This is a genomic window from Candidatus Amarolinea dominans (assembly GCF_016704685.1).
GTDB lineage: Bacteria > Chloroflexota > Anaerolineae > SSC4 > Amarolineaceae > Amarolinea > Amarolinea dominans.
The window spans coordinates 101733-121405 of record NZ_JADIZS010000005.1 but is presented as its reverse complement, the minus strand read 5'-3'; the positions used below and the strand labels follow the sequence as shown (position 1 = coordinate 121405).

Genomic DNA, 19673 nt, shown 5'->3' with positions numbered 1-19673 from the left:
TGTCAAGGCACATCTTTCTGTTCTTGCGGGTAACTGCTCAGGCGGCACTCTTGCGGTCGTCCACGCATAGCGGTTGACCGCGTCCGCTACTTTACGCTTTTTGCATATCGTAGTAAAATGGTAACATGATTCGTGTCTTACACTTCGCCGATCTGCACCTGGGTGTTGAGAACTATGGCCGCCTCGATCCTGAGACCGGCCTTTCGACGCGCGCGCTCGATTTCCTGCGCGTGTTCGATGAACTGATCGCCTACGCCGTGCAGGAAGAGGGACCCGGCCCGGTTGACCTGGTTCTCTTCGCCGGCGACGCGTTCAAGACACGCGATCCCAGCCCAACCTACCAGCGTGAATTTGCCCGGCGTATTCATCACCTGGCGGTCACCCATCAAATCCCGGTCTTTCTCCTGGTGGGCAACCATGACGTGCCCAATGCCAGCAGTCAGGCGCACAGCCTGGAAATTTTCAATACCCTCGAAGTTCCCGGCGTGATCGTGGCCCGCAAACCGGATCTGTTCACCATCACGACGCGGCACGGCGCTCTGCAACTGGTGGCGTTGCCCTGGGTGACGCGCAGCGCCCTGCTCACCCGCGACCAGTACACCGGCCTGAGCCTGGAAGAAATCAACCAGACCCTGCTGGGCAAATTGGATACAGTGCTCAGCACCCTCTTCGCCAAACTGCGCCCCGATCTGCCCGCGATCATGACGGCCCACGGCACCGTGCAGGGTGCGGTCTTTGGCTCTGAGCGCAGCGTGATGCTGGGCTATGACCTGACGTTGCCGCGCAGCCTGGTCGCCCATCCGTTACTCAGCTACGTGGCTATGGGGCACATTCATAAGCACCAAAGCCTGGACGCGGATCCGCCCATCGTCTACCCCGGCAGCCTGGAACGGATTGATTTCGGCGAGGCGGGCGAGGACAAGGGTTTTGTCATGGTCGAACTCAGTGAGCCAGGGCAGAGGGCAAACTGGCGCTTTCACAAGGTCAACGCCCGGCCGTTTGTCAGCATCAATGTGGAAGCGCCCGCGGACGAGCCGACCGCCGCGATCATCGCCGCCATCGAGCGCCAACCGATCACGGACGCGGTGGTCAAGTTGATCATCCACACCACGCCGGAGATCGAGAAGTTCATTGACGATCAACAGATCAGCAAGGCGCTGGCGCCGGCCTTTCATGTCGCAACCTTGACGCACGATGTCCGGCGCAGTGTACGCCTGCGTCTGTCTGGCGACACCGGAAGTATCGAAGAGCTAACGCCGCAAGCCGCGCTACAGCGTTACTTCACTTATCGCCAAGTGGCGCCGGAACGCATCGAACGCCTGCTGCACGCGGCGGCGCCCATCATCCAAGCCGAAGCATAAGCCCAAGGCTGCCCGCCGGGCAGTCAGCACAGACAGAATGAACACGCAGACCGCCCGTACAGGGGAGGTAAACCATGAGCACCGTTTTGCAGACAACCATCGGTCAGTTAGAAGTCGCCCGCGGTCAGCGCCGCGACCACGCCCCCAACGTGCGCGCTGTGGAGCCAGGCGAAGCCAAAGGCAACCTGTACCTCCTCTTAGAGTTAACCGGCCCGCAGGATGGACGCAGCCGGCTCTACCGTCAGGTCCTCAGCGAGGTGCAGTCCACCTATTACAACACATCGGGCAACGTGGACGACATCCTGCACACGGCCGTGTCACAGGGGCACCGCCTGCTGAGCGAGGCTAACGCCGGCCGCAGCGGAGATCAGCGCTGGCGTGGCGGCATGAGCTGCGTGGCGCTGTGGCAGGATCACGTCTATCTGGCACAGGCTGGCCCGGCCACGGTCATGGTCACGCACCCGGCCACCGTTGAGATGTTCCCGGTCTACGCCGAACCGCCGCAGGACGCGCTGGGCGACGACAATGCGCCGATGATTGACCTCTACCACACGCGCATCGAGCCAGGCAACGTCATTCTGCTGCTGGAGAGCGACTGGGCCACGCAGGCCGGCCTGGAAGCGCTGGCCAGCGCGGCCACAGCCCCCAGGCTCACCACCATCACCGATTACCTGGTGCAACTAGCCGAAGATGCGCACCTGACGGCCCTGATCGTCATGGTCAAAGAGAGCGCCAGTACAGCAGCCCCGTCGCCGGGACGCACCCAGCCGACTACAGCAGCGCCAGCAACCAGCAGCAAGGCAGCAGCGACGACAGAACGCCCTCTTGTCATCCCCCTGGTGACAGACGATGAGGAAAGCAGCAACGCCGATTGGGCCGATGAAGATGCCTGGTGGGAGGATGCCGAGTTGGCTGCGCCCACCGTGACCGCGCCGCCGACCGCCGCGCCGCGCCAACCGAGCCGCACCGACGCGCGTCAGCCGGGTGGCAGCAACCTCATAGAAGCCGGGCGCACGCTCATCAAACGCGTCCTGCCGGATACCCCCGGCAAGAGCGGCGCCACGCGGCCCCCCACCGGCGCTATGGCGCCCGCTCCCAAGACCAGTGCAGCACCGGCGGCCGCGGCGCGTCCACCACGCCCGCGTCCGCCCGCCCAACCCGCCTCGCGTTCGCGGCTGCCGTTGATCCTGGCGATTGCTATTCCGATCATCATCCTGACGATCGTCGCGGTGATGTATGTGCTGCGCGCGCGTGATCGCGAACAGCGCTTCCAATCGCTGCTGGACGAAGCGCAGACAACCATCGCGGCCGTGGCGTCGCTGGATGAAACGCAGGCGCGTGCCCAGCTCACCACCGCCCAGACGAAGATCACCGATGCACTGGCCCTCAAGCCGGGCAACTTAGAGGCGCAAGATGTGCAGGGGCGTGTCCGGGCCGAACTGGATCGCGTCAATCGGGTCGTGCCGCTCTACCTGGTGGCGCCGCTGAAGGAATTCGAGGGCACCGGGCGCGAGTTGGCACGCGTGCTGGTGGATGGAGCCGATATTTTCATCCTCGACCGCGGGCGCGACACCGTGGAGCGTTATCGGCTCAACCAACAGGGCGACGGTCTGCAGCCCAATGACGGCGGCCCGCTCGTGACGCGAGGACAGTCGGTTGGCTCACTCGTCGTCGGTGAATTGATTGACATGGTGTGGGCGCCGCCGGTTGGCCCGCGCACCGATTCAACCCTACTCGTGCTGGATGCCACCGGTATGCTGTATGAATTCCGTGCGCCGTGGGAACTGAAGGCGCGACCGGTGGCCATGCGCGATATGTGGAAAGGCCCGCGCCTGACTGCCAGCTACGCGGGCAATTTCTATGTGCTCGATAGCACCCTCCAGCAGGTTCTCAAGTATCGCCCAGGCGCTGACCTGGCCTACGATTCGGCGCCAGAGCAATACTTCCCGCCGACAACACCGATTGACCTGACCGGCGCCGTAGACATGGGTATTGATGGCAACGTCTGGATTTTGCTCGCCAATGGCAGCGTGCAAAAATTCCGCAGCGGTCAGGCCGAACCATTCTCGCTGCAGGGTCTCCCCGACCCGCTGCAAGAGCCGGTTGGGCTATTCGTTGGCATTGACGGCGGCGTGGAGGTGAGCAACCTCTACGTGGGCGCAGCCGGCAACGGCGGCATCTTCCAGTTCGACAAGAACGGCGTCTACACGCGCCAATTCCGCGAGGCGGACGGACAAAAACTGCGCGGCTTACGCAGCCTGTTCGTGGATGAGCCAGGCGCGCGTTTCTTCCTGCTGACCAGCACCGCGCTCTATCGGGCGGACATTCCGCGCTAGGCGCATTCCCGTGACTGTACCCGGAATCGAGGCTTCAGCCGGTCTGCCACAGGGTTCTCAAGTGCCCAATAACCGGCTAAAACCTTCATTCCAGATGTCTCCAGATGTCTTCAGCAACCACATTTGGAATTCCTGACGGCCATTTGGGTACCTTGTGCGTGTGTGCTATAATCGCCGCCATGAGTTCGACATCGAAAACGATCAATAGCCTGAGTACGATGCGTCCGCGGCCTGTGGCTGCCCCACGTAGTTCACGGTGGGCCAGCTTGGTGCTGACTGTGCTCCTGGCCGCTTTCCTGTTCACGTTTGTTTACGCTGGCTTCCTACTCTTCCACTGGGCACGCGAGGTGATTGCCCAAACCTCCCAGCTGCCGGCCATCACCTTCAGCAATCTGCCGCTACCGGGACAAAATGGCGCATCCAGCGCGTCGGATCCGGTGCAGACACCCAGCCCCGACGAACCGGCGTCTGTCGTGCAGCCGGCGCCAACCTGGGATGTCTCGCGACTTGAACGCGTCAACATCCTGATCCTGGGCGTGGATCAACGCCCTTCCCAGACCATTCCCGGCCTGACCGATAGCATGATGCTGATCACCATTGACCCTGCGCACGGTCAGGTTGGCATGCTCTCGATTCCCCGCGACACCTGGGTCAAGATTCCCGGCTACGAGATCTACAACAAGATCAATACCGCGCACCGCATCGGTGATCTCAAGGACTATCCCGGCGGCGGGCCGGCGCTGGCCAAGCAAACGGTCAGCGAACTGATCGGTTACCCGGTTCATTACTATGTGCGCCTCAACTTCGAAGGCTTCCGCGAGATCATTGATTACGTCGGTGGCCTTGACATTGATGTACCGCGTGATCTGAACGATCCAACCTATCCCAGTGACGACTACGGGTTCGATCCGCTGTTCATCCCCAAGGGGTTGCAGCACATGGATGGCACCCTGGCCCTGAAATACGCGCGCACGCGCCACGTTGATAACGACTTTGGCCGCGCCCGGCGCCAGCAGCAGGTGATCCTGGCCCTCAAGAACAAGATTCTCAGCCAGGGCATGCTGCCCACCCTTATCCGCAATCTGCCCGGCCTGGTGCGCTCCCTGGCCCAATCGGTGCAGACCGACCTTCCGCTCGATCGTCTGCTGGCCCTGGCCGAGTTGGGGCGCCAGGTGGACTTCGATCAGATCGAGCAGGCTGTCATTGATTGCTCCCTGGGCGAATGCACCTATTCGGAAGCTGGTGCGTGGATTCTCATCCCCGATCGCGACAAGATTCGCGCGGTGGTGGATCGCCTGTTCGCCACGCCAATCGTGATGCCGGAAGGGACGCCGCCCCCGCTCGCCGGCGGTCAACCCATCACCGGCACGACGGCGCCCACCACAACCGTCACCCTCGATCGTCAACGCCTGACGACCGAAAATGCCAGGATCATCCTCCTGAACGGCACCGAAACGCCCGGCCTGGCGCGCCGCACAGCCACCTGGCTGCAATCGCTCGGCTTCGTGGTTGAGCAACTGGGCGACGCCGATGTTTCGACCTACGCACGCGCCACCCTGATGACCTACACCGATAAGCGTTACACCCTGGGGCAACTGGCAACCATCTTCAACGTCACCGCCTCCGAAGTGCGCAATCCACCGCCTGACCAGGCCAACCTGGACATTCGGCTCGTACTCGGTGCAGAAACCCTGGAAATTCTAGCCAAAGCTGGCGTCAAGTAAGGATACTGAGTGGAGACCGGAGATTAGAGATCGGAGATCAGGTGCGTGAAAGACGAATGATGTGCGGGCCAGAGTCTGCGGCTCACACTTTCGCTCACCGATTTCAGCCACCGATTGAAATCGGCGGCTGAAATAGCGAAAACCTGCTGAAGCAGGTTCGAAATGCCGTCCACAACCCGCTTCAGCGGGTTTCCAGGGGTATCAGGCGTCGAATTCATCCGATGCCGGGGACAGGCTGAGTAGTGACGCGTTTTCGCAGAAAATCGCCAGCATTCCCGGCGTTTTCACAAAAGATCGTCCTCGTTCAGCATTCCTCTCTGAGTTCTCTGATCTCTGCCCTCTGATCTCTCAGCAGTTCCAAATGTAGCACACATTCAACCACAAAGCACAGAGAACACAAAGAAACGGCAGATCAGACGCAAATCGGCAACCTCTCTGCGTTCTTTGTGATCTCTGTGGTTAAAAACCAGGCTACATTTGGAACTGCTGCTGATCTCTGCCCTCTGCTCTCTGCTCTCTGCTCTCTGCTCTCTGCTCTCTGATCTCTGCTCTCTGATCTCTGATCTCTGCTCTCTCTGCCCTATGACCCCAATCATAGCATCGCCGTCTCCGTGTCGCTATAATCGGTGACGAGGGAGGGGGTTATGTATCGCCATATTCTAGTACCGCTCGATGGCTCTGCATTTGCCGAGCAGGCGCTGCCACACGTCCAGGCGCTGGTTGCGGCCAGCCCTGAACCGGTTGATGTCTATCTGCTGTCGGTCGCGCCCTTGCTGCAGGACCGCTCCGTCACGATGGTCAGCCTTTACCCATTCTACATTTCACAAGACCACCTGGACATGGCGCGACGTGAGCTGGAACAACTGGAGCTCGATCTGCGCGCGTACCTGACACAGGTGGCCGCGCAGATCAATGACTGGGGCGCCCCTTGCCATGTTGATGTCCGCTACGGCCATCCGGCCGAAGAAGTTCTGGCCCTGGCGGCCGCTGTTCAAGCCGACTTAATCGTTATGTCAACCCACGGCCGTTCTGGCATCAACCGTTGGGTCTTCGGCAGCGTCGCCGATAAGCTGCTGCGCCAGGCCACGGTGCCGGTTCTGCTCATCCGCGCGTGAGATCACGGGCCCCCTGGCCCCCAAGTATGGGGGAACTGGTTCTGCTCATCCGCGCGCGTGAGATCACGGCCATGCCGCCGGCCTGAGCCAGCGATTGGAACGATCAGACTGTATGCAACTACACGAAATTCTCCGTATCCTCAACGGCCGCATTGTCAACAACACCGACAACCCAGAGCTGGAGTTGACCTCTGGCGGGGCCGCCGACCTGATGAGCGACGTCCTGGCCTTCACCACGGACGGCAACAGCCTGCTGTTCACCGGGCTGACCAACCAGCAGGTGGTGCGCACGGCTGAAATGGCCAACGTTGGCGCCATCGTCTTCGTGCGCGGCAAGCAGCCGCCGTCAGCCACGATCGAGCTGGCCGACGAGCTACACATTCCGCTCATCGCGTGCGACTATAGCATGTACCAGGCCTGCGGTCTCCTCTATCAGGCGGGATTGCCCAACAACCGCCTGGCCGACTTTCGACCTGAGCAGCCGTGATGACAAACGCAGCCGTCACGACTATCACCGCCCCAGAACGGGACGAACTGACCCGCGTGCAGGAACTGGTCTATGAGCTGCGCGTGCAGGAGGTGATGACCGCCACGCCGATCACCGTGACCCCGGACACGCCCCTGGCCGAGTTGATGGAGATCATGCGCACACGGCGCATCTCCGGCACGCCGGTGGTGGACCCCGCGGATGGGCGCCTGCTCGGCATCATCAGCATCCAGGACCTGATCAAAGCATTGGCAAACCAGCGCGCCGATGACCGGGTGGCCGATCACATGACGCCGACGGTGATGGCGGTGCGCACCGATGACCGGGCCGTCAAGGCGGTCAATTTATTCGCCCAACATGGTTATGGTCGCCTGCCGGTGCTGGACGACGCCGGCAGCCTGGTTGGCATCGTCACCGCCAGCGACATCACGCGCGGGCTGCTGCGCACCCTCAACCGCCGCCTCCAGGCCGAGGAGATGCGCCGCTACCGCGCCAGCCACATCTTCGATGACATTGTGTCGGATGAGACCAGCCTGCTGCTACGCTATCAGGTGGCTCCACGTGATTTTACGCGCGGGGGCGAGGCGTCCAGCAAGGTCAAGCGTGCGCTGGAACGCCTGGGCGCCAATCCGGCCCTGGTGCGGCGCCTGGCAATCACCGCCTACGAGGCCGAGCTGAACCTGGTCATCCACGCCACCCACGGCGGTGAGCTGCGTGTCGAGATCAGCCCCCATCGCATCACCCTCAGCACCGCGGACGACGGCCCTGGCATTGCCGATATCGAGATGGCCTTTGCACCCGGCTTTACCACGGCGCTGGATTGGGTGCGCGAGTTGGGCTTTGGCGCCGGCATGGGGCTGACCAACATCAAGCGCTACAGTGACTCGGTCGAGATGGACTCAGCCCTGGGACGCGGCACCACCTTGCGCGCCGTTTTCCTCGTCGGCAACCACACGTAGCCCCTGGTTTTGCGAGATATGACGGAGAGATCAGATGCAATTGCAGGAAATCGCAGATGCACTCAAACTAACCCTGATGACCCCCACGACTTCGCTGGACCGCCCGGTGCTCAGCGGCTATGCGGCCGACCTGTTGAGCTGCGTGATGGCGGCCGCAAAAGCGGGCGCCTTGTGGGTTACGCTGCAGGCGCACCCCAATGTGGTTGCGGTGGCCAGCCTGCTCAACCTGGCCGGCGTCATCATCACCGAGGGCGCGACCATCAGCGCCGAAACCCTGGCCCGCGCCGAACAGGAGAATGTCCCCCTGTTCAGCACCCCGGCCGGCACATTCACGGTGGTGGGGCAGTTGGCGGGCATGGGGGTGAGGGGGGAGTGAGAGCGGAGACCAGCCAACTCCCGTCTTCCACGTACCCGATCTCTGATCTCGGATCTCTGATCTTCGATTGGGGGTCTGAGGGGCGCTGGGTTCGCTGTGATTTGCATCTGCACACGGTGCTGTCGCCCTGCGCGGAGGTGGAGATGATCCCGCCGCTGATCGTGCGCCGGGCGTTGGCGCTGGGGCTGGACTTGATCGCAGTGACCGATCATAACGCCACGCACAACGTCGAGGCGGTGCAGCGGGCCGCGGCCGGCACGCCGCTGACGGTCTGGCCGGGGATGGAGGTGCAGACGCGGGAGGAGGTTCACCTGCTCTGCCTGTTCGACAATAACGCGGCCGCCTTCGCCTGGCAGGCGCGGGTGGATGCCAGCCTGCCGCCGCTCATGAATGATCCGGAGCATTTCGGCGGGCAGTTCGTGGTGGACGCAACGGGCGAGTTCATCCGTCACCACACGCCCCTTCTGCTCACCTCCACCGCGTTCAGCATCGAGGAGGCGACCGCGCAGGTCAACGCGCTGGGCGGCCTGGTCATTCCCTGCCATGTGGATCGCCCCAGTTTCAGCCTGCTTGCCAACCTGGGCTTCGTGCCGCCCGATCTCGCCGCGCCGGCGCTCGAAATCTCCGCCCGTCTGACCCCGGCGCAGGCGCGAGCGCAATTCCCCATGCTGGGCGCCTGGCCCCTGGTGCAAAACGGCGACGCGCACCGCCTGAACGAAATGATCGGACGCACACGGGTTCGCCTGACCGCGCTCACCATCCCGGAACTGGCCGCGGCGCTGCGCTGCCCGGCGCGGCTTGCCATTGACATTGGTTGAGGTTTGTGCCAAATTGCACAAATTGACTTGAGGATATGACTTTTGTCATAGGGTGCGGCCGGTCGCCGCGCTATAATCGCAGCGTGTCAACATGGACCGGCAGGCTGCCCTGCACGATCAGAAAACGATTGATCTTGATTGGAGAGGAATGCCCACATGGCACAGCCATCCGTTGATTTGAGCCTGTTAGAACCGATTTTGGCCGAATACGCCGATCAGAAAGGCGCGCTCATCCCCATTTTGCAGCATGCGCAGGATGAATACGGCTATTTGCCCGCGCCGGTGCTGGACGTCATCTCCGAGCGCACCGGCACGCCGTTGAGCAAGATCTACGGCGTCGCCACGTTCTATTCGCAGTTCTATTTGCACCCCCGTGGGCGTCACATCGTGCGCGTGTGCGACGGCACCGCCTGCCACGTCAAAGGCGCGGCCAGGATCATTGACGAACTGGGCAACACCCTCAAGATCATCCCCAGCCAAACCACCGACGATTTCCGGGTCACATTCGAGGTGGTCTATTGCCTCGGCTCCTGCGGCCTGGCGCCGGTGGCCGTGGTGGATGAGCGGGTGGTGGGCCGCCTGACCCCTGCGCAGATGGTCAAACAAGTGCAGGGATTGGCGTAGCGCAAGCTGGCAGCTTACGCCACATATAGAGATCAACCACTGTGCGCGAACTATCTTTGCACATCCTGGACCTGGTGCAAAACGCTCGTGAGGCGGGCGCCAGCCGGGTCAGCGTGACGATCGAAGAGAGGTGCGCGGCCGACCGCATGACGATTTGCATCGCGGATAACGGCCGGGGCATGGACGCCGCCACGATCGGGCGAGTGACCGACCCGTTCTTCACGACGCGGCGCACGCGTCACGTGGGGCTGGGACTTCCGCTGGCGGCGGCGGCCGCGCAGCGGGCCGGCGGCGACCTGGCGATCGTTTCGCAGCCGGGGCAGGGAACGGCCGTCACGCTGACCTTTCAGTTGAGTCATTGGGATCGGGCGCCGTTGGGAGATATGCCGGCCACGCTGCTGGCGGTCCTGTTGGGGAGCGAGGCGTTCGACATGGTGTACACGCACGTCGTGGATGCCAACCGATTTAGCATAGACAGCGCCGAGCTGCGCGGGGAACTGGGAGAGGTTCCCCTGACGCACCCGGCGGTGCAACAGTGGCTGGCCGACTATCTGGCCGAAGGGGAAAGAGCAATCTATGGCAAAGCTGAAGACACTGGAGGATCTGAAGCGCATCCGTGAGGAGGCGCAGCAGACCTTGAAGATACGCCTGGACACCGGCACGACGATTACGGTGGGCATGGGCACCTGCGGCATCGCGGCCGGCGCGCGCGACACCATGCGCGCCATCCTGGACGAGTTGGCCGGTCGCGACATAGATGCGCACGTCGCCACGGTGGGCTGCATTGGCATGTGCGCCCGTGAGCCGTTGGTGGACATTCAGCAGGCCAACCAGCCGCGCGTTACGTATGGCAATGTGCTGCCGGCCATGGTGCCCCGGCTGATCGAGGAGCATCTGATCAAGGGCGCGGTCATCGAGGAGTGGGTCGTGGGCCGCATCGAACCGGCTGTGCAAGGTTAAGCATCGGGAAAATACATTGTTTTCTGGCGTAACTTTCGCGCAACCAGGGGCCCAAATGGCTCTCAGGTGTGCGCCATGGCACATGGTGAAAGTTGAGAAGGAGTCCGTTGCCTTGAGATCGTTACCTTCCCCGTTCGTTTGTCAGCCTGGCAGGCGTTCAGCGCAGAGGCGTGGCGGCGTGCGGCTACTGGTCGCCATGCACCTGCTGGTCATCGCCAGTCTGCTGTTTTCAACGACAGCGGCGGCGATGCCACTGAGCAAGCCTGGCTCGCGCGCGGTTGACGCGACGCAGCGGACTTTGGCGCGCACACGGCCATCGGCAACAGACACGAACCAGCTACAGCCGTTCTTGAGCCTGGCGGCCACGGTCAGTCCGGAGGCGGCCGCGGCCGGGGAGCGGGTGCTGCTGCGTTGGGAGGTGATGAATCTCGACCGCCAGGTGGTGGAGGGTATCACGTTTCAGGCGGATCTGCCTGACGGGTTGCTGGTGACGCCGGCCGAAGTACCGCCTCCCCTGGTGTACGATGCAGCCACCCGCCGCCTGACCTGGGTCATCTCCGCATTGCCGGCGGGCGACGCCTATGCGGCGACCGTGCCCGCGCGGCTGAGCGGTCGGCGGGTGGGGGATGTGGTGACGGTGCGGGCAGAACTGCGCCTGGCTGACGGACGGTCAGCCGCCAGCGCCGAGGCCGGGGTGCATGTGCTGCCCCCGGCCGCGCAGGCCACGCGTATCGGGCCGGAGGGCGGCAGTGTAACGTGGAGGAGGGGCGGGTTACGCTGACCTTTGCGCCCGGTGCAGTGGCGGAAACGGTGATGGTGTGGGCGCGGTCGTTGGGACGACCGGTCAATGCGCCGGGAAATGTGCAGCGCAGCCATGAGTTCGTGGTGCGCGGGCGGAGCGGCGACGAGATCCACACCTTCAGCCAGCCAGTGACCTTGACCGTGTACTACCCGGAGGGCGAGCCGGTCGGCGGGCGCTTGTTCGTGGCCGCGGCGGACACGGGCGCATGGGAGATGCTGCCGACGACCTGGGATGCCATGGAAGGAGCCTTGGTGGCTGTTGTGCCGCACCTATCGCAGACGGCGGAAGGCAACAACTTCGCCCCTGAGATCATGCCCAGTCTGCGCGGCTGGCAGAACGACCTGTTCAGCGGCTCAGCCAGCTACGATTACCCGCTCAGTCTGCCACCGGGGCGGGGTGGGCTGACGCCGGACGTGGCGCTGCAGTTCAACAGTCGCAGCCGGTCGGAAGATGGCGGCCACAGTTCGGTCGTGGGTGCGGGCTGGAAGCTGAGCGCGGACAGCTTCATCTACGGTACACCGTGGTTGATGGGCAGTGCGCCGAACACCTGGCGTGTGGCGGGCGCGGCATTTAGCGAGGCAGGCTCCGGCGGCGCGGTACCTGGAAGGAAGCGCCCACATGGCGCATCCTGTACGCTGGCACAGGGGCGGATGCCTATGCGCCGGATGGCACGCGCTATCACTTCGAGCGTGCGCTGAGTGACTGGTTTTGCAGCGGCACAACCTGGCAGCAGCGCGGCGACAAGTGGGCGCTGCAGTATGTGCTGGACCCGGTGGGCAACCGCATCAACTACACATACGATACGGCCCTGCCGGTAGACCCGGTGGATGTCAATAGCCACGCAGGCAACTATGGCGATCGCGTACGCGGCGTGCGCATCAGCTCGCCATGCGCCAACGGCGGCGCAGGCGGCGAGGAGACCGTCACTTACCTGTCGCAGCTGAATCTGGTGCGCATCAGCTACAATCCCAACAACGGGAGCGATCAGAGTGTGATTGACTTCACCTACGCCATCACACGCACCGATGCCGCGCTGAGCGACCCGGCCGACACCGGCGCCTGGGCGCACTACACCACGCGCTTGCTGACCGCGGTGAAGGTGAAGCAGGGGGACAGCTTGGTCGCGGCCTACAAGCTGGGGTATGATTTCTTCGACGACGGCGTGGCCGACCGGCGTCTGTACGCCTTGCGCAGCATTCAGCGTTGCAGCGACGATGCTCTGAGCAATTGCCTGCCGGCGACGACTTTCAGCAACACACGTAGCCAGGTGCAGCAGATGAACAACGGCTACGGGGGCAGCGTGCGCCTGGGGTATGGAGCAGACAACGTCATTGCCACCCGCACCGTCACCGACACCGTGACAGGGCAGGCGAACACCTGGAGCTACAGCTACGTCGGCAAGATTGACGCCGCGGGTTATCGCTATGTCACGGAGACACTGCCCTCCAGCCTGGGAACCGGCCATTGGGCCAGTTATCAGTATCAGGATGCGAGTGCCGGCGAGGGGTTCCGCGGCAAGGAGATTCGGCAGATAGGCACGAGCGGGAACCAGAAGCAGACGGAGCGGGTGCGCACCTGGAGCGGAACCACGGTGGGCGTCTATGGCGGCGCGCAGTTCGTTTACCTGGGCCATGAACTGCAAACGACCTACGACAAGGACGGGGCCAACCCCGTGACGCGCAAGACCGAGTACCTCTACGAGCCTGACCACCAGGGCAATGTGCAAGCCGGCAATTTGACGCGGATCAAGGAGTACAGCGACAGCACGACGCTCTATCGCAGCACGGAGCGCTGGTATTATCCCAAAGTGGACACCGGCGCCGGCAAGTACATCGTGAACCGGCTGGGTCAGGAGAAGCTGTGGGACGCGGGCAATGTGTGCCGGGGCCAGACGCGACGCATCTACGATACCACTGGCTTCGACCAACACCAGGCGCCGCCTACGCAGGGTCTTCTGAGGGAGGTTTGGCAGGCGAAGGTGTGCGCCAGCGCCAGCGCGAGTGATTGGCTGCGGCCGGCGCTCTACGGCTATGATGCGGCGACGGGCAACCTGGTCAGCGAAACCGCAGCCAACGGCACGGTTGCCAGCACCAGTTACGATACCACCTTCGCCACCTATGCGACGAGCGTGACCGTGATGCCGACTGCGAGCCTGGGCGGGATGACTTTGACCACCAGCTATGCCTACTACGGCATCAACGCCGAGGCAGGTGGCGTGGGGCTGAAGGGCCAGTTGCAGAAGGAGACCGACGCCAACGGGGCGGCGATGCGCTACACCTATGATGCGTTCGGGCGTGTGGCCAGCCTGCGTCGGCCCAACGTGACTTTCAGCGAGGGCGCCAGCGAGCGTTACACCTACACCGATATGGCCGGCGTTAACCAGCCGTTCAAGATCGAGCATTGGCTGCGCGACGACGGTCCGGGCGACGGTCTGCGTTACGACTACAACTTCTACGATGGCCTGGGGCAGGCGCTGCAGGTGGAGGCGGAAGGAGAGGCGTCGAGCGTGGTCAGCTCACGCTACAACGCGCTGGGGCTGGTGGTGCAGCAGAGCGTGCCCTACACCCTGACCGTTGGGCTGGGGACCTACGAGCCGGTGAGCAACTGGGGTAGCCTGGTCAGCACGCAAACCGCCTATGACGGGTTAGGGCGGGTGATCCAGGTGGTGCAGGCGGACGGCACGACGATGCGCACCTACTACCATAAGCGGCAGACGGCCGTGATTGATGCGGCGAACCATCAGGCGATCTCGGAGAGCGATGCTTTTGGGCGGCTGGTGAGCGTCAAGCAGTACGATCTGACATTGGCAGCAGGGGCTGCGCCGAATTGGGGTGCGACGGTCTACGGGCAGGCCAGCTATAGCTACGACGTGGCCGACCGGCTGACGCAGATGACCGGGCCGGACGGGGCGGTGACGACGATCGGGTACGATCTACTGGGGCGCAAGACGAGCATGAGCGACCCGGACATGGGCGCATGGAGCTATGCGTACGATGGGGCAGGCAACCTCAAGCGGCAGGCGGATGCGCGGGGGCAACAGATTTGCTTCTACTACGACTCGCACAACCGGCTGGTGGGCAAGCACTACCGCAACGATCAGAGTTGCCCTGCAACAAAGCCAGCGACCTATGGAACGAACGGCTTGCTGGTCGCATATCTCTACGACGGGGGCACGAATGGGCTGGGGCGGCGGACGCAGGCTGATATCTACAATGCGGGCGGTGCGCTCAACAACCGCGTGGCCTGGACCTATGACGCCCGCGGGCGGGTGACGCAGGAAAGCCGGGTCATCAACGGCACGGGCGGCGGCACGTTCGTGACGCAGTGGGGGTATGACTCGGCGGATCGGCCGATGTGGCAGAAATACCCGGGCGGCAACGGCGGGCAGATCGGCGAGCAGGTCAGCTTCACCTACACCGCCCAGGGACTGCTGAACACGGTTATCGGCAGCGCTACTTACGTCGGGGGCGCCGACTACAATGCGCTGGGGCAGGTGACGCAACGGCGGCTGGGCAGCACGACGGGCATCGTCAAGCAGAGCTACACCTACACTGCGGCCGAGAACTTCCGCCTGGTGACGTCGAAGGCTGGCAACGCCGATCCCTACACCAATCTGCAGAACATCAGTTATACCTACGATGATGTCGGCAACGTGCTCACGATCGCCGATGCCGCGGCCTATGGCGGCAGCCAGACGCAGAAGTTCACGTATGATACACTGGATCGCTTGAGCACAGCCTGGGCCAAGCGGCGGCACCGCCATCAGTGACGGCTACACCTACGCCAGCGCAGCTATGCCTTCGACAACGCCGGGAACATCACCACCTGGTCAGGGGCGCGTTCACCTACCAGAACGCGGCGCACAAGCACGCCCTGACGCACGTCGGCGGCGTGCAGAAGTATTGGTACGACGCCAACGGCAACGCCACGCGGCGCATCAGCGGCAGCCAGGACGTGACTCTGACCTACGACGCTGAGAACCGGCTGACGGCGATGAGCGGCGGCGTGACCTCCAGCTACGTCTATGATGGGGACGGCAACCGGGTCAAAGAGACCATCGGCGGCGTCACGCGGGTCTTCGTGGGCAACACTTACGAAGTAGACAACGGGACGGTCAAGAAGTATTACTATGCGGGCAATGTGCGCGTGGCCGAGAGCAGCGGCGGCACGCTCTACTATCTGCTGGGCGACCATCTCGGTTCGACTGCGTTGACACTGGACAGCAGCGGCAACCGGCTCAACACGAACACGGAGCTGCGCTATTATCCCTGGGGCGGGGGACGTCACGTCGTTGGTACAACGCCGACGTCGTTCAATTTCACGGGTCAGCGCAAGGATGGCGGCAGCGGTTTGCTGTTCTACAACACCCGGTGGTATGATCCGACCGTCGGGCGGTTCATTCAGGCCGATACGATCGTGTCTAATCCGGGAGATCCGCAAAATCTCAACAGGTACGCCTACGCGGCCAATAATCCTCTACGTTTCGTGGATCCCTCAGGCCACCGAGAATGTGAAGACGCGGATTGTCGAAAAACATGGCCCCCCCCCCCCAATCCTCTAACCACTGCCGTTTGGGATCCCACAAATGCCGCGCCACCACCCCCCCCAAAAACCCCCCCCCCCCGCCCCCCCCCCCCCCCCCCCCCCCCCCCCCCCCCCCCCCCCCCCCCCCCCCCCCCCCCCCCCCCCCCCCCCCGCCCCGCGGGCCCGCCGGGGCGCCCCCCCCCCCCCCCCCCCCCCCCCCCCGGGGGGCCCCCGGGCGACCCGGGAAAAAAATAAAACCCCCCCCCCCCCCCCCCCCCCCCCCCCGGGCCCCCCCAAAAACACGGTAACCCCCTCCCCGCCCGCCCGGGCCCCCCCCCCCCCCAAAAAAAGAAGGGGGGCGCGGGGCGGGAGAAAAACCCCCCCCGCGGGCCCCCGCCGCGACCCCCCCCCCCCCCCCCGACATGGGGGGGGGGGGGGGCCCCCCCCCCGGCCCCCCCCCCCCCCCGGCGACAACCCACCAAAAAATCCGTTTGGGGGGAAACCCGACGGTAATGTATTGATCGTTACTCCACTCGACACAGGATACGGTTTGTCCGCTAATCAAATAGACATCTATATGGGGATTGACTTTGAGCAACCAGACTGGATTTGGGGATCGAATGCGCATCCTCAAGCCTATATCGTACCATAGCCGTGATGGCCAAGTGAACGAAGGGATCTATATGTGAACATGCGATTTTCCGTATCTGACTGGCAGTTCAGCCGCTGGCTACTGCTTCTTACTACGATCTTGCTCATGGGGGCATGTGTTCCCTCTACACCACCGCCAGCGTTAACATCGTCTTCTGGTCGACCCACAGAGACGCCGACTGCCGCTGGCCGGGATACCCAAGCGCCAACCATTGCGCCCGCCACCCCAACAAAGGCGGCTTCCGTCACACCGACGAGCGATCTTGCTCTCTCTATCGCCACGCCATCTCTAGCGCCATTGAGTGGTCGTTTCGTATTTGAACATGGTGGTAATCTGTCTATTGTCAATGCAAGCTGTGTGCAGCGAGCAGGTACCTGTGAACGCGAGAGTGTCCGGTTAACAAACGTTCCAGACGGATTTGAGGTTGCTGGCTCTTGGGATCTGACAGCTTCTCCGGATGGTAATAAAATAGCCTTTGTTTACAGGAAATACGACACCACAACAACATTGGAAACGGGAGACATCTACGTCCTGGACATTGCAGAGTGCGTAGCGATTGAGGGGGGGTGCCCACCGGAACGTTTCGTGCGTCTCACCACAGACCCAGGCAAGGATTCTTCTCCCGCTTGGTCGCTGGAAGGCGACAAAATCATTTTTACGCGCCAGGATCTTGGGCCCTACAGCTATGGTAGACACTTGTTGTACGAGATGAAGCCAGATGGATCTCAGCAACAATTGTTGATGAGCGAAGCGCGACAGCATGACTTAGGGCCACACCAGGTTTCGTGGTCCCCAGATGGCACCCGGCTGGTTATGTCAGCGTATGGTGATACAAGGCTGCCAGTGATCTTTGTCTTGCGCCTGAGTGATTTTCAGTTACAGCAAATCACCCATCTGCCAAGCGAACCTGACGAGGGACAACACTCTCGGCCGCGTTGGTCGCCGCGCGGAGATAAGATTGTATTTGAAGGTGACCAGTTCTTCGATTTTGGCGGTTACCTCATCAATCCTGACGGTACTGGTTTGACTCGCCTACCCCTGGATAATGGACCTACCAGGTTCGCCTGGTCACCAGATGCGAGCAAGTTTATCTACGCAGGTTCGTGTAAACCGAACGGGACGTGTTTGTTTCTGGCCAACGCGGACGGTAGCGAGCCGCAACAACTGACGCAGCACTGGGCACCAACAGCAACGCTGTGGCTGCCCTGACCTTGCTGGGGCACTAGTACGACACCAACGCCTGCCCTGAGCGCAGTCGAAGGGGCAACGCCACGCGGCGAAGTGGGTGGTGGGACGCATCGAGCCGGCCGTGCAAGGTTAGGGGCCGTCATACAATAGGTGTTGCAGGTCCCACGCTTGCCCACGGGGCACAGATGAAATGCTTATTTCATGACGGCCCCTTAGCATTCGTTTTTGATCTATTTCGGGCGTCACCAGAGGCCCAAGTCGCTCTCAGGTGTGCGCGATGGCATCATGTTGAAAGTCGAGAAGGAGTCCGTTGCCTTGAGATCGTTACCTTCCCCGTTCGTTTGTCAGCCTGGCAGGCGTTCAGCGCAGAGGCGTGGCGGCGCGCGACTGCTGGTCGCCATGCATCTGCTGGTCATCGGCAGTCTGCTGTTTTCAACGACAGCGGCGGCGATGCCACTGAGCAAGCCTGGCTCGCGCGCGGCTGACGCGACGCAGCGGACTTTGGCGCGGCCACGGCCATCGGTCACCGACACGAATCAGCCACAGCCGTTCTTGAGCCTGGCGAGCTTGCAGGCTGGCAACGCCGATCCCTACACCAATCTGCAGAACATCAGCTACACCTACGACGACGTGGGCAACGTGCTGAAGATCAGCGATGCGGCGGCCTATGGCGGGAGCCAGACGCAGAGCTTCAGCTACGACACCCTGGATCGGCTGAGCACAGCCCAGGCCAGCGGCTCGACCACCTACGGCGGCTACACTCAACGCAGCTATGCCTACAGCAATGCGGGCAACATCACGAGCTTCGAGGGCGCGGCCTTGACCTACCAGAACAGTGCGCACAAGCACGCGGTGACCCACATCGGCGGGGTGCAGAAGTATTGGTACGACGCCAACGGCAACGCGACGCGGCGTATCAACGGCAGCCAGGACGTGACTCTGACCTACGATGCTGAGAACCGGCTGACCGGCATGAGCGGCGGCGTCACCGCCAGCTACGTGTACGACGGCGATAGCAACCGTGTCAAGGAGACCATTGGCGGCGCGACTGTGGGCGACACGACGGAGTACGATCGGCTGGCGGCTGGGCTGCGACAGTGGATGGCGCGAGGCGCCGCGGGCGCCACCACCCTCGATGCCCTGGAGAATGCGTTGAGAGAAGCTGGTGCAATTCCATGAGAGAGCGGGCAAGAATCCAGTTTCGCGGTGAAAGCGAGGCGTTCGAGACTGCATGGAGGAGAAAACACAATGACTGAGTTACCACCAATCCAGGAGATCGTTGAGCGGGCGATTCGATTTGAAGAGGAGTCGGTGCAGCTTTACACCAACGCGGCGCTGGTGGCGCGTAACGGCCATGTCAAGGCGCGGTTGGAGGAACTGGCGGCCGAGGAACGCAGCCATGTCGAAAAGCTGGAGAGTCTGCGCACCACCAACATCCGCTGGGCCATCCGGCGCAGCCGCAGTGAACGCGGCAACATTCCCGACCTCAAGCTGGCCGAAACCCTGGCGCCGCGGCAGTTGGGGCCTGATGCCGATACGCAGGATGTGATGGTGGTGGCGATGCAGCGTGAGAAGGCCGCGGCCGAGTTCTACCAGGCGATGGCGAAACTCGTGGATGACCCCCTTGCGCGCGGCCTGTTCGAAATGCTCGCCAGTGAAGAGATGCAGCACAAGTACAACGTGGAAAGCACGTATGAAAAGGCTGTCTACAAAGCCTTTTGACTATGACCAGGAGCGCCTGAAACCG

At 62.8% G+C, this 19673-nt stretch carries 18 protein-coding genes; all 18 read left to right on the top strand.

Annotated elements, in window-relative coordinates:
- Nucleotides 1-125: 125 nt before the first annotated feature.
- Complete coding sequence (locus tag IPF85_RS04780; protein WP_343406922.1) at nucleotides 126-1361, top strand: exonuclease SbcCD subunit D; 1236 nt, start codon at nucleotides 126-128, stop codon at nucleotides 1359-1361.
- 74 nt (nucleotides 1362-1435) lie between these two features.
- Nucleotides 1436-3697: a hypothetical protein gene (locus IPF85_RS04775; protein ID WP_343406921.1), complete on the top strand. Its 2262-nt coding sequence runs from the start codon at nucleotides 1436-1438 to the stop codon at nucleotides 3695-3697.
- 269 nt (nucleotides 3698-3966) lie between these two features.
- Nucleotides 3967-5421 (top strand): LCP family protein, encoded by a 1455-nt coding sequence (locus IPF85_RS04770; RefSeq protein ID WP_343407032.1) that lies wholly within the window; start codon nucleotides 3967-3969, stop codon nucleotides 5419-5421.
- A gap of 644 nt (nucleotides 5422-6065) precedes the next feature.
- A complete protein-coding gene (locus tag IPF85_RS04765; protein WP_343406920.1) occupies nucleotides 6066-6536 on the top strand; it encodes a universal stress protein in 471 nt (156 codons plus the stop codon).
- 112 nt (nucleotides 6537-6648) lie between these two features.
- Nucleotides 6649-7023, top strand: a complete 375-nt coding sequence (locus tag IPF85_RS04760) for a DRTGG domain-containing protein (RefSeq protein ID WP_343406919.1) — start codon at nucleotides 6649-6651, stop codon at nucleotides 7021-7023.
- Nucleotides 7023-7982 (top strand): CBS domain-containing protein, encoded by a 960-nt coding sequence (locus tag IPF85_RS04755; protein WP_343406918.1) that lies wholly within the window; start codon nucleotides 7023-7025, stop codon nucleotides 7980-7982. The genes IPF85_RS04760 and IPF85_RS04755 overlap by 1 nt, the downstream gene beginning before the upstream one ends.
- 34 nt (nucleotides 7983-8016) lie before the next feature.
- Nucleotides 8017-8358: a DRTGG domain-containing protein gene (locus tag IPF85_RS04750; RefSeq protein ID WP_343406917.1), complete on the top strand. Its 342-nt coding sequence runs from the start codon at nucleotides 8017-8019 to the stop codon at nucleotides 8356-8358.
- Nucleotides 8355-9176, top strand: a complete 822-nt coding sequence (locus tag IPF85_RS04745) for a PHP domain-containing protein (RefSeq protein ID WP_343406916.1) — start codon at nucleotides 8355-8357, stop codon at nucleotides 9174-9176. Before IPF85_RS04750 ends, IPF85_RS04745 begins: the two co-directional genes overlap by 4 nt.
- A gap of 156 nt (nucleotides 9177-9332) precedes the next feature.
- Nucleotides 9333-9800, top strand: a complete 468-nt coding sequence (locus IPF85_RS04740) for an NAD(P)H-dependent oxidoreductase subunit E (protein ID WP_343406915.1) — start codon at nucleotides 9333-9335, stop codon at nucleotides 9798-9800.
- Between the two features lie 41 nt (nucleotides 9801-9841).
- Nucleotides 9842-10420, top strand: coding sequence for an ATP-binding protein (locus IPF85_RS04735; RefSeq protein ID WP_343406914.1), 579 nt, complete (start codon nucleotides 9842-9844; stop codon nucleotides 10418-10420).
- Entirely contained in the window at nucleotides 10377-10760 is a 384-nt protein-coding gene (locus tag IPF85_RS04730; RefSeq protein WP_343406913.1) for a (2Fe-2S) ferredoxin domain-containing protein, read from the top strand. Before IPF85_RS04735 ends, IPF85_RS04730 begins: the two co-directional genes overlap by 44 nt.
- Before the next feature lie 178 nt (nucleotides 10761-10938).
- A complete protein-coding gene (locus IPF85_RS04725) occupies nucleotides 10939-11541 on the top strand; it encodes a hypothetical protein (protein ID WP_343406912.1) in 603 nt (200 codons plus the stop codon).
- A complete protein-coding gene (locus IPF85_RS04720; protein WP_343406911.1) occupies nucleotides 11517-12260 on the top strand; it encodes a hypothetical protein in 744 nt (247 codons plus the stop codon). The genes IPF85_RS04725 and IPF85_RS04720 overlap by 25 nt, the downstream gene beginning before the upstream one ends.
- Before the next feature lie 62 nt (nucleotides 12261-12322).
- Nucleotides 12323-15331 carry a hypothetical protein gene (locus IPF85_RS04715; RefSeq protein ID WP_343406910.1) on the top strand — a complete coding sequence of 1003 codons (3009 nt, stop codon included), beginning with the start codon at nucleotides 12323-12325 and terminating at the stop codon, nucleotides 15329-15331.
- Nucleotides 15328-16341: an RHS repeat-associated core domain-containing protein gene (locus tag IPF85_RS04710; RefSeq protein ID WP_343406909.1), complete on the top strand. Its 1014-nt coding sequence runs from the start codon at nucleotides 15328-15330 to the stop codon at nucleotides 16339-16341. Before IPF85_RS04715 ends, IPF85_RS04710 begins: the two co-directional genes overlap by 4 nt.
- A 430-nt stretch (nucleotides 16342-16771) precedes the next feature.
- Complete coding sequence (locus IPF85_RS04705; protein ID WP_343406908.1) at nucleotides 16772-17947, top strand: hypothetical protein; 1176 nt, start codon at nucleotides 16772-16774, stop codon at nucleotides 17945-17947.
- A 294-nt stretch (nucleotides 17948-18241) separates the two neighbouring features.
- Entirely contained in the window at nucleotides 18242-19105 is an 864-nt protein-coding gene (locus IPF85_RS04700) for a hypothetical protein (protein ID WP_343406907.1), read from the top strand.
- 69 nt (nucleotides 19106-19174) lie between these two features.
- Nucleotides 19175-19648 (top strand): ferritin family protein, encoded by a 474-nt coding sequence (locus tag IPF85_RS04695; RefSeq protein WP_343406906.1) that lies wholly within the window; start codon nucleotides 19175-19177, stop codon nucleotides 19646-19648.
- Nucleotides 19649-19673 lie beyond the last annotated feature (25 nt).